The organism is Streptomyces flavofungini (assembly GCF_041028215.1).
Lineage (GTDB): Bacteria > Actinomycetota > Actinomycetes > Streptomycetales > Streptomycetaceae > Streptomyces > Streptomyces flavofungini_B.
Genome location: NZ_JASKYR010000258.1, coordinates 1 through 11870, shown reverse-complemented (window position 1 = coordinate 11870; position 11870 = coordinate 1). Strand labels below are relative to the sequence as shown.

At 72.1% G+C, this 11870-nt stretch carries 7 protein-coding genes and 1 pseudogene; all 8 read left to right on the top strand.

Translation table 11 applies throughout. The features are described 5' to 3' along the window. Positions 1-757: condensation domain-containing protein (locus AB8Z36_RS19095; protein ID WP_369214542.1), on the top strand; the 757-nt coding region annotated here is incomplete at its 5' end. Between the two features lie 534 nt (positions 758-1291). Further along, positions 1292-2050, top strand: coding sequence for a thioesterase II family protein (locus tag AB8Z36_RS19090; protein WP_369214541.1), 759 nt, complete (start codon positions 1292-1294; stop codon positions 2048-2050). Positions 2051-2077: 27 nt separating this feature from the next. Continuing rightward, entirely contained in the window at positions 2078-6142 is a 4065-nt protein-coding gene (locus AB8Z36_RS19085; protein ID WP_369214540.1) for a non-ribosomal peptide synthetase, read from the top strand. Between the two features lie 132 nt (positions 6143-6274). Further along, positions 6275-8089: a non-ribosomal peptide synthetase gene (locus AB8Z36_RS19080; RefSeq protein ID WP_369214539.1), complete on the top strand. Its 1815-nt coding sequence runs from the start codon at positions 6275-6277 to the stop codon at positions 8087-8089. Continuing rightward, complete coding sequence (locus AB8Z36_RS19075) at positions 8086-9327, top strand: cytochrome P450 (protein ID WP_369214538.1); 1242 nt, start codon at positions 8086-8088, stop codon at positions 9325-9327. Before AB8Z36_RS19080 ends, AB8Z36_RS19075 begins: the two co-directional genes overlap by 4 nt. Then, positions 9324-10121, top strand: coding sequence for a thioesterase II family protein (locus AB8Z36_RS19070; protein WP_369214537.1), 798 nt, complete (start codon positions 9324-9326; stop codon positions 10119-10121). Before AB8Z36_RS19075 ends, AB8Z36_RS19070 begins: the two co-directional genes overlap by 4 nt. Positions 10122-10445: 324 nt before the next feature. Beyond that, on the top strand, positions 10446-11261 hold the full coding sequence (locus AB8Z36_RS19065) for a beta-propeller fold lactonase family protein (RefSeq protein ID WP_369214543.1): 816 nt from the start codon (positions 10446-10448) through the stop codon (positions 11259-11261). Then, a pseudogene (locus tag AB8Z36_RS19060) lies at positions 11258-11870 on the top strand (hypothetical protein); the annotation flags it as partial. The gene AB8Z36_RS19065 and the pseudogene AB8Z36_RS19060, both read left to right, overlap by 4 nt.

The following is an 11870-nucleotide window of genomic DNA, read 5'->3' as shown; positions in this document are numbered from 1 at the left end:
GCCCCGGGGAGCCGAGCACGCCGCGTACTGGCGCAAGACGCTGGAGGGCCTGCCGCCCGCCCCGCCCCTCACCGGCGACCTGACCCCAGGTCCCGTCCGCGACAACGCGGGCGGCTTCGTCCGGATCGCCCTGACGGAGGAGGTGAGCAGAGGGGTCCAGGAGCTGGCGGTGCGGTGCGGCGCCACCCCGTTCATGGTGTGCACGGCCGCGGTCCGGGTGCTGCTGCACCGGCTCACCGGCACCACCGACGTGGCCCTCGGCACGGTCTCCGCCGGACGGTCCTCACTCGCTCTCGCCCACGAGGTGGGCCTGTTCGCCAACACGGTCGTGCTGCGCACCGCGTACGACCCCGCGGCGGGCTTCGCCCGGCTCGTGGAGGACTGCGTGCGGACCGCCCTGGACGCCCAGGAGCACGAGGACCACCCCTTCGACCAGTTGGTCCGCGACCTCGACGTGCCACGGCAGCCGGGCCGCAACCCGCTCTTCGACGTGCTGGTGGAGACCGTCATCTCCGGCACCGCCGAGACGGCCGCCGCCGGGGACGGCGAGACGGTCCGCCATCTGCGCACCGAGGACAAGGTCTCCGACTTCGACCTCTCGTTCAGCTTCCTGATCCCGCCGACGGGCTCGTCCGACGCCACCGAGGTGTGGGTGGGCCACCGTGCGGATCTGTTCACCCGGGACGCCGCACGCGCCCTCGGAGAGCGGCTGCACGCACTTCTCGGCGAACTCCTGGAAGACCCGGCCGCCGAATGACATTCGGCGGCACGGAAAAACGGAGGCTCCCATTGCGGTTGACATATGCGGGAGTTGCGGCGTTCGGCACCTCCGAATCGGGCGCCGCAAAGTTCCGGTAAATCACGGGAGTCCGTGCACTTGTCATGTGGTAGACATGGATCTTGCATTGAGGTGGAGGGGTGGTCCTATCCTTCCGGGGGCGCCGAACTGCAATACGCGGTCCCACTTTCTTGCCGTCCTGATCCGAGTTCAATCCGAGTTCACGAGCGGGCGAAATGCCGTGAACCGGCGCGATCGTCATCACCGATCGCGACCGATCGTCATCACCGATCTCGACCACGTGGGGGAACCGTGTCGGCACATCAGAGAATGCACCCGCGCCCACCCGCGGCAGACCGGCCCGCACCGCACGGCGCGCCCACCGCCGACCGCCCCGTCTGATCCGCACGAGGGGCCCAAGGCCCTGTCGTCCGGTCCCGCGCGAACCGCGGGGCCGGGACATCCCCACTGCCCCGGTAGTCCGGCAACCGTACCGACGAGGTGGCTGACCCCATGCCCATGAAGGAATCCGCGCGGCCGGCGAACCCCTGGCTGATGCGCGCGGAACAACGGCCCGACACCCGAATCGTCCTCTACTGCCTGCCGCACGCGGGCGGCGGCGCCTCCGCCTACCGGGACTGGGCGCGGGCGCTGCCCGCCTGGATCGACGTGGTCGCGGTCCAGTTGCCCGGGCGGGAGAACCGTATCCGCGAGAAGCCCGGCATCGACCTCGGCGCGATGGCGGACGCCGTGTCCGCCGACCATCGCGGCCTGCCCTACGCCCTGTTCGGCCACAGCAACGGCGCACTGCTCGCCTTCGAGCTCGGCCACCTGCTGGCGGACACCGGCCACGCGCCGGCCCATCTCGCCGCCTCGGGCTCCCCGCCGCCCGCCCTGGCCGCCCCGAGCCGCGCCGTCTCGCACGCCCCGGACGCCGAGCTGCTCGACTGGATGGTGGAGCAGGGCGGCATGTCCGAGCAGTTGCTCGCCCACCCCGAACTGGTGGAGCTCGCCCTGCCCGCGGTCCGCTCCGACCTTGCCTGGCTGGAGGCGTACCGGCCCGCGCGACGGCCACCGCTGGACTGCCCCGTATCGGCGTTCGCCGGTGAGCGGGACGAGCGTGTTCCCGACGACGTCCTCACCGAGTGGTCCAAGGAGACATCGGGCGAATTCACCGTCCGCCGATACCCCGGCGGTCACTTCTATCTGAACGACGGCCTCACCGCCGTTCTCGGCGATGTGACCGCGCTACTCTCCGGCCTCCGGTTGTGAAAGGTCTTCGATGTGAAGGGTCCGCAATTGGGCGAGGAACAGCCGACCGGCGCCACCACGCGTCAAGTCGACCACTGGAAAACAACCCTGACCGGCCTCACGGCGGTGGAACTCCCGCTCGACCGTCCCCCGGCCGCCGACCGGAGTGACACCTCCACCGCCACCGTACGGGCCACCCTGGACGACCTCACCGGCCGCCGTCTGACCGCGCTCGCCAGGGACCTCGGCACCCCGCCGCTCACCGTCGCGGCCACCGCCGTACGCGTCCTGCTCGCCCGGCTCAGCGGACAGCGGGACGTCCCGGTCGGCGTGGTCACCGACGCCTCCGCGTCCCCGCTCGTGGTGCGGGGAGCCGTCGACGGCGACCGCGCCTTCGCCGGACTCGTGCGCGCCGAGGCAGCCGCCCTCGCCACCGCCGTCCGGCACGCCGACGGCCTCGCCCCCGCGCTCGCCGCACTGGGCCGGGCCCGGGGCGCGGGACGCCACCCCGTCCTCGACGTCGTCGTGCGGCAGGAGCGGGATGTGTGGCAGGAGCAGGTCCCGGGGCAGGAGCAGGTCCCGGGGCGCGAGCGGGTCTCGGGGCAGGAGTGGGCCTCGGGGCAGGAGCGGGCCGACGACGGCACCGCCCCGACGGGTGAACTGACCTTCGCGCTGGGGCGGCCGGGGCCCGACGCCGCCCCGGAGCTCTCGGCGACCTACCGCACCGACGTCCTGGGCGAGCGGACCGTCCGGCGCATGCTGGACCACCTCTGTTTCCTGCTGCGGTCGCTGACCTCCGACCAGGACGCCCCCGTCGCGGCGTCCTGGTCCCTGCCGCCCGCCCAGCGCGCGGAACTGCTCGCACTCGGCTCCGGCGGCACCGGCGCGTTCCCCGAGGCGCGCAACCTGCTCGAACTGGTCGAGGCCCAGGTGACGCGGCGGCCCGACGCGCCCGCCGTGCGCTGCGGCGACCGCACCCTGACCTACGCCGAACTGGACGCCCGGGCCGTGGCCCTGGCCTCCCGTATCGCGGCGGCCGGACCGACAGGACCGGACCGGGTGGTCGCGTTCGCCTGCGCCCGCACCGAACTGATGGTGGTCACCCTCCTCGCCGTCCTGAAGACCGGTTCCGCGTTCCTGCCGCTCGACCCCGAGCAACCCGCGCACCGGCTCGCGGGACTGGTGCGGGACAGCGGCGCGGTCGCGGTCGTGACGGACGGCACCTCGGACGAGGCGTTCGCGGCGGGCGGTGCCCCGGTGGTCGTGGCGCAGCGCGACGCCATGACGAACAACGACCACATGGACGACGTCTGCCCTCTGCCGGGCGACGCATCCCCTCTGCCGGGCGACGCTCACCATCTGGCGGGCGACGCCGCCCGCTTCCCGGCCGCCGGACCCGACGACCTCGCCTACGTCGTCTACACCTCCGGCTCCACCGGCACCCCCAAGGGCGTCATGGTCGAGCACCGGGGCATCCTCAACACCGTCCAGTTCCGCAGGAGTTACTACGGGCTCGGACCGGAGTCCCGCGTGCTCCAGGTCGACCCCATCCACGCCGACGCGGGCATATCCGACGTCTTCACGGCGCTGGCGTCCGGCACCCCCCTCGTCGTCATCGACCGGGATCACCTCCTCGACCCCGACGCGGTCGCGCAGGTCATCCGCCGCGAGGGCATCACCCACGCCCAGATGGTGCCCAGCCTCTACCAACTGCTCCTGGACCACGCAGCCCCGGCACTGGCCTCGGTACGCCAGGTCGTACTCGGCGGAGAGCGGATCACCGACGCCCTCGCCGCCCGGCACGCCCAGGTGCTCCCGCACTCCGACCTCTTCAACGAGTACGGGCCCAGCGAGGACAGCGTCCTGTCGACCCTGCACCGGCTCGTACCGGGGGAGGAGCAGGTCCCCATCGGACGGCCGCTCCCCGACCGGTGGGTCGACATCCTCGACGAGGACGGACGGCTCGTGCCCTTCGGCACCCCCGGCGAGCTCTGCGTGGGCGGTGTCGGTCTCGCGCGCGGCTACCTCGGCGCCCCGGAACTGACCGAGCGGCGCTTCGTCCCGCACCCCGAACGCGAGGGCGCCCGGATGTACCGCACCGGCGACCTCGCGCGGCTGCTGCCCGACAACACCCTGCTCTACCTCGGCCGGATCGACGACCAGGTCAAGGTACGCGGCAACCGCGTCGAGCCCGGAGAGGTCGCCGCCGTTCTGGAACTCGCCGACCAGGTGCGCGCCGCCGCGGTCGTCGCCGCCCCCGGCCACGCGGGCGAAGTTTGTCTCGTGGCCTACGTGGTGGGCGACGCCGACCACGCAGGACTGCGCGCACACCTCACCGCGCGACTGCCCGCCTTCATGGTGCCGGAGGCCTTCGTCACGGTGGACGCGCTGCCGCTCTCCCCGAGCGGCAAACTGGACCGCCGCGCGCTCCCGCCGGTGCCCGGCACCCCGGCGCCGCACGCCCCGGCCCCGGCCGCCGACAGCACCTGGACCGAGGCCGAACAGCACGTCGCCCGGATCTGGGCCAAGCTGCTCGGACGCCCGGTCACCGACCTCGACGCGGACCTGTTCGCCATCGGCGGGCACAGCCTGGTCGCCGCACGGATCGCCCTGGAACTCGGCGTCAGCGTGAGCACCGTGTTCACCCGGCCGACCATCAGGGCCCTCGCCGCCGTGTCCCGCGACACCCCGAGCGGGCCAGCGGCGCGGCAGGCGGAGACCTCCGCCGCCACGGGCCGGGACAGCACGGTGGCGGGCCCGCTGTCGCGGGCGCAGCGCCGCGTCTGGCTGACCTCACGGCGGACTGCGCCGGACACCTTCCTCATCTCCGACCTGGTCCGCACCGGCCAGTGCATCGACGCGGCGGCCCTGCGCACCGCCCTGGCCGCCGTGGTGGCCCGGCAGTCGATGCTCCGCGCCTGCGTCCGCGCCGACGGACGGTCGGCCGAGCTGGTCGTCGCCGACCAGCTGCCCGACGGCCCGCCGCTGACCGTCGTCGAGCTGCCCGACGCGGACCCGGACGGCACCGCCGTGGCCCAGGCCCTGCGCGCGGCCCGGCAGGTCTCCTTCGACCTGGAACGCCCACCGCTCCTGGCCGTACGGCTGCTGAAGGGCCCGCGCGGCGGCGACCTGCTGACCGTCACCGCCCACCACCTGGTGTACGACGGGGCCAGCGTCGACGTACTGCTCACGGACCTGTTCACGGCCTACGAGCGGATACGGGCCGGGGAACCGGCCGACCTGCCCCCACTGGAGTACGACTACCGCGACTGGGTAGCCGAGGAACACGCCTGGCTGAACGGCGAGGAGGCCCGCGAGCACGAGGACTTCTGGCGCAAGCGGCTGCACGGCGTCGGACACTCCGGCGACCTCGTCGACCCCGCCCGGCGCGGCCCCCGCCGAGGCCACGCGGGCGTCGCCCGGCGCAGTGTTCCCGCCACGGTCCTCGACGGGGCCACCGGCACCCCGTTCGCGGTGGTCGTCACCGCGTTCACCACCCTCGTCCACCGGGTCACCGGCAGCCGTGACGTGGTCGTCGGCTGCCCGGCCAGCCTGCGCAGGCACGCCGACGCCGACCCGCTGATCGGCTACCTCGCCAACGCCGTACCACTGCGCCTCGAATTCGGCCCCGAAACGGACCTGGCGAGCCTCCTCGACCATGTCCAGGACCGTGTCTTCGAGGCGTACGAGTACTCGCGCCTGCCCTTCGACGTCCTGGCCGAGCGCATTCCGCTGCCCGCGGGCCCCGGCCGCAGCCTGCTGCTCGACCTCGGGGTGAGCTGGGAGAACGCGAGCATCCGTACCGAGAACTACCTGGTCGAGGACGTGCTGCCCGACCGGCTCCCCGCGAACAGCGACCTGTGGCTGTACGCGAGCCGCCGGGGTGACCTGCTGCGCCTCGACCTCACCTACGACGACCAGCTGGTGACGGCCGACGAGGCGGAGGAGTTCGCCGACAGGCTGGTCGAACTGGTCGGCCAGGTCACGACGGACCCCGCCGCGCCCGTCTCCGCCGAGCCCACAGGACCCGTAGAGCCGACGGAGCCGACCGATCCCACCGATCCCACCGCCGTCGTGGAGGCGGATTGGGGGACGACGCACTACGACTTCTGAGCGACGCAAGCCGACTTCTGACCCCTCCGCCGAACCCCTCCGCCGAACCTCTCCGCCGAACCCCTCACGCCGACCCCCGCCCGCCATGCCGCACCGTCTCCTCGGTGCCGTCGAGTCAGAAATTCTGGAGCAGTGGAACACAACACTTCCCTCCCCGTCCTGCCGGTGTCCGAGGCGACACTGACCGGGCTGTTCCGGGAGACCGTTCTGCGGCACGGCGACCGGCCGGCTGTCCGGGACGACCGCACCCACCTCACCTACCGCGACCTCGACCGGGCCTCCGACGCACTCGCGCACCGGCTGCGCGCGACCGGCGTCACCGGCGGCGACCGCGTGGTCTACCACCTCGAACGGGGCGTCCAGGTCTTCGTCGCCCTGCTCGCCGTACTGAAGGCGGGCGCGGCCTACGTACCGGTCGACACCCGTTACCCCGACGCGCGCCGGGATCTGATGATCACCCGGAGCCGCCCGGCGCTCGTGCTGACCGACCTCCCCGAGGCCGTGTCCGAGCACATCGCCGGACTCGGCGTCGAAGTGCTCCGCGTCGACGGCGCCCCGGACCTCTCCGGGGGCGCCGACCCCGTACCGGGCGGCCGGGAACCCCTGACCGCCGACGATCCCGCCGCGCTGCTCTTCACCTCGGGCTCGTCCGGCACCCCCAAGGCCGTCGTCCTGACCCACGGCAACCTCAGCCACTTCGCCCACAACGACGCCCTGCCCCGGCTCGGCCCCGACGACCGGGTCGGCCATGTGTCGAGCCTCTCCTTCGACGCCTTCCACTACGAGACCTGGTGCGCGTTCGCGGGCGGCGCCGAGATCTTGGTGCTGCCGACCATGCCGGACCTCGTCGGCCGCGACATCCAGCGAGAGCTCCGCAGACACCGGATCAGCGCCATGCTGGTGCCCACGATGGCCGTCAACCATGTGGTGCGCGAGGACCGCGAAGCGTTCTCCTGTCTGCGCGTGCTGTGCACGGGCGGGGACGTCATCCTTCCGCAGACCTGCCGCGACCTGCTGGCAGGCTCGTTCGCCGGGCGGCTCTTCAACCTCTACGGCCCCACCGAGGCCACCACCGCCTGCGTGGCACACGAGATACGGGACGTGACGCCCGAGGCCGACTCGGTCCCGATCGGCCGCCCGCTGCACGGCGTCACGATCCGGGTGCTTGACGCCACCCACGCCGAGGTGGCGCCGGGCGAACCCGGTGAGCTGCACGTGGCCGGCCCCGGCGTCGCCCTCGGCTACCTCGACCAGCCGGAGCTGACCGGCGAACGCTTCCCGGCCGACCCGTTCGCCGCCGACGGCAGCCGGATGTACGCGACCGGCGACCTCGTACGCCTGGACGCCGAAGGCGAATTGCACTACCTCGGCCGCACCGACGACCAGGTCAAGATCCGCGGCTACCGGGTCGAACCCCGCGAGGTCGAACGCGCGCTGGCCCGGCACGGCGCGGTGCGGGAGGCGGCGGTGCTCGCGGTCGGCGCGGGGGAGGACCGCCATCTGGTGGGGCTCGTCGTCGCCGACGGCGCGGTCTCCCTGGGGGACCTGCGCGCGTACGCCGAGACCTCCCTGCCCGACTTCATGGTGCCCAGCGCCCTGATCCGGGTCCCGGAGATCCCGGCCACCGTGCACGGCAAGCGCGACCTCGACCGGCTCCGCACCGTCGTCGAGGAGCACCAGCGCCGCGACGCCGGACACGTCACACCGCGCGACGACGAGGAGCGCTATCTGGCGGGTATCTGGCAGGACCTCCTGGCCGTCGAACGGGTCGGCGTCACCGACGACTTCTTCGAACTGGGCGGCAACTCCCTGCTCTCCTTCCGGCTCCTGCGCCGGGTGGCGAAGGAGCTGGGGGTGACCCTCAGCTCCCGTGAGGTGCTGACCACGAGTCGGCTGGAGTCCCTGGCGACTCTCATCCGGGACCGGAAGGAACTGGTAGGGCCATGACCGAACCCGCCATAGATCTCACCGACCCTGATCGCTTCGTACGGGGCGAACACCACGCGATGCTCGCCCGGCTGCGCGAGACGGACCCCGTCCACTGGCACGCGACGGGGCCGGGCAGCGGCTTCTGGGCACTGACCGGGTACGACGAGGTGGCGCAGGTGTACCTCGACCACACCGACTTCAGCTCGGAGAGCGGGCCGATGCTCGGCGGCTCGTTCCGCAGCGAGCGAGATCCGTCGGCCGGGCTGATGATGGTGGCAACGGACCTGCCCCGCCACCGGATGATCCGCCAGCAACTGCACTGGGCCTTCAGCCAGGACATGATCCGCAAGGTAGCGGCGCAGGTCACGACGCTGGTCGAGGCCGCCATCGACCGCGCACTCGCCGACGGCGGCTGCGACTTCTCCACCGACGTGGCCACCGAGCTGCCCGCCGGGGCGGTGATGGCCGTCATGGGAGTGTCCCACCGTGACGCGCACGAACTCATCGGCCTGACGCGCCGCATGATCGGTTTCCGTGACCCGTACTTCGCCGACCCGACGGAGGACGAGCGTCTGATCCTCGCCATGACGCAGGCGGACATCTTCGAGTTCTTCGCCGAGGTGCTGCGCGACCGCCGCAAGAATCCGGGCGACGACCTCGTGAGCAGGCTGCTCGGCGCGGAGATGAACGGCCGTCCCTGGACCGAGGACGAGATCCTCTACAACTGCATGAACATCGCGGTCGGCGGCAATGAGACCTCGTCGTACACGGCCTGCTCAGGCCTTGAGGCATTGATCGGCCACCCGGAACAGTACGCGGCGCTGCGGGCCGACCCGCACCTCCTGGACAGCGCGGTCAACGAGATCCTCCGCTGGAGTTCCACCAACCTCTATGTGCGCCGTGGCGCGCTGCGGGACGTGGAGGTCGGCGGCAGGACGATCCGCCGCGGTGACGTCCTCACCCTGTGGAACGTCTCGGCCAACCGCGACGCCAGGCAGTTCACCGACCCCGGCACCTTCGATCTCGCCCGTACCCCCAACCGCCATCTGTCCTACGGCACGGGCCTGCACCGCTGCATCGGGGCGATGCTCGCGCAGACCGAACTGTCCATACTGTTCCGCAAGGTCGCCGACCTGCCCACGGCCGCGCGTCTCGCCGGGCCGGTCCAGCGGCTCAGGTCCAACTTCATCAACGGCACCACCAGCCTTCCGGTCAGTTTCGGCGGACCGCGTCAGAAGGAGGCCCGACACGCATGAATGACGCGTTTCTGCGGACGGGAGACCCCGACGCCCCGGTGCGGCTGCTCGTCTTCCCGCACGCCGGAGGCTCGGCGTCCGCCTACCTCTCCTTCGTGCAGAGCCTGCGGCCCGGATACGAGGCGCTCCTCTTCGAACTCCCCGGCCGCGACGAGGGCGAGGCCGCCGCCCGACCGAAGGACTTCGAGGCCGCCGTGGACGGCCTCGCCCCCGGCTTCCGGGCCGCCGTCGACCGGCCGTGCGTGGTCTTCGCCCACAGCATGGGCGCCCTTCTCGCCCACCGGCTGGTCGGCGCGCTGCCCGCCGGACAGCGGGAGCTGATCCGGACCGTCGTGGTCTCCGCCGCACGCTCACCACGGTCCGCCGCCGACATCGCCACCATGCCTGACGCCCCGTTCGTCGCCCGCACCCGCGCCTCGGTCCTCGCGGACCTGCGACGCTTCGGAGGCTGCCCGCCGGAGCTGTTCGAGGACGAACAGCTCATCGACCACTTCGTCGACGTACTCGGCCACGACCTCCACCTGGCCGACACCTACACCCAGGGCACCGGCTGCCACGACGGAGTGCCCTACGAAGTCTGGTACGGCACCGACGACACGACCCTGGACCAGGAGTCCCTGCGAAGCTGGTCGGAAAGCACCCCGCAAAGCGCCGAGCCCCGAGGTTTCCCCGGCGCCCACTTCTACCTCTTCGAACATCCCGGCGCCGGAGCGGCTCTGCGAGAGCTGCTGGACGGGGCAGCGGGGCTCACGAATGCTGTCAAGACGTCGGACGGCCAGCTTCTGATCGAATGAAGTCACATGTGGAGATTCCGCTGCCGGGTTGGTGGGAGGGCGTGATGATGCTCGTGGCTCCGCCGGGGCTGGTGGCTCCGCCGGGGCTGGCCGCTCTGCCGGGGCCGGTGGCTCCGTCTCGACCGGTGCGGCTGATCCGGCGGGTGCGGCCGGTGTCCTGGCGGGGTGCTGCGTGACGTAGGGGGCCCTGTCGCTCGGTGGTCGTGCGGAGTCGTCCGCCGGTGGCGGGACTCGCGCGCCGCGCCCGCGCCGCCGCCGGTCGTCGGGATCCTTCGGACCCGCTGTCGGGACGCGGACCCGAGCAAGGGGGAGACCTTGGCTTCTGTGCTCGCAAGACCACGACGTTCCCTTTCCCGCCGAGGGCGGCAGCTGATCTCGTCGGCCGCTGCCAGTGCTCTGGCGCTGACGGGCCTGGTGGCGCTCACCGCGCCAGTACATGCCGCCGACGCCGACGCCGACGGCCCACTGGCGTACGTGGCCAACTTCCACGCCGACGCCGTCACGGTCATCGACACCGGCACGAACACGGTCGCCCGCACCATCAACGTCGGCGACAGCCCCATCGGTGTGGCGGTCAACCCCGTCGACACCCGCGCCTACGTCACCAACTTCGACGACGCGACGGTCTCGGTGATCGACACGGAGACCAGTGCGGTCACCGCGACCATCCCCGTCGGCAGCAATCCCCTGAGCGTGGCGTTCACCCCGTCCGGCAACCGCGCGTACGTCGCGAACAGCGGCGAGGAGTCGGTCTCGGTCATCAACACCGCGACGAACACGGTCACCGCCACCGTCCCGGTGGGCGGCTCCCCGAACGGCGTGGCGGTGAGCCCATCGGGCACCGCCGTCTACGTCACCAACAACAACGGCGCCACGGTCTCCGTGATCGACACCTCGACCAACACGGCGACCGCCCGTGTCCCGGTCGGAAGCGCCCCCTCCGGCGTGGCGGTCAGCCCCTCCGGAAGCGTGGCCTACGTGGCCAACAACAGCGACGACGACTCCGTCTCCGTGATCGACACCGCGACCCACACCGTGTCCGCCACCATCGCGGTCGGATCCAGGCCGAACGGTGTCTCGTTCGACCCCTCCGGCGCGAGGGCGTACGTCGCCGACCGTGGCAGCGACGACGTGAGGTGATCGACACCGCGACCAACGCCGTGACGGCGACCGTCCCGGTCGGCGCGGGTCCGGCCAAGGTCGAGGTCAACCCGTCCGGCACAGCCGCCTACGCCACCAATGTGGCCGACGACACTGTCTCGGTGATCGACACCTCGACCAACACCGTCACCTCCACCATCACCGGCTTGAACGGCCCCTACGGCATGGCCTTCCTCGCCCCACGCACCGACGCGAAGGCAGACATCGACGTCAACCTCACCGCGCAGCCGCACCTGAGCATCCTGGTGCCCTACCTGAGCTACACCCTCACCGCCCGCAACACCGGCCCCCAGGCCGTCACCTCCGCGACCCTGACCGCGAAGCTCCCGGCGGGCACCTCCGCCACCCACCTCGCCCCCGGATGCACCGCCTCCGGTACCACGGTGACCTGCGCCTACGGGGCCATCGCCCACAACGCGAGCGTCCAGAAGACATTCCGCGTCCCCCTGCACCTGCTGTCCCTGGGCAAGGCCAAGGTCACCGCCCTGCGCACCGCCTCCACACCCACCGACCCCACCCCGTCCAACGACAGCGCGTCGGTCACCTGCACCGCCCTCTCCGTCATCCTCGTCACCTGCCCCTGCCCCC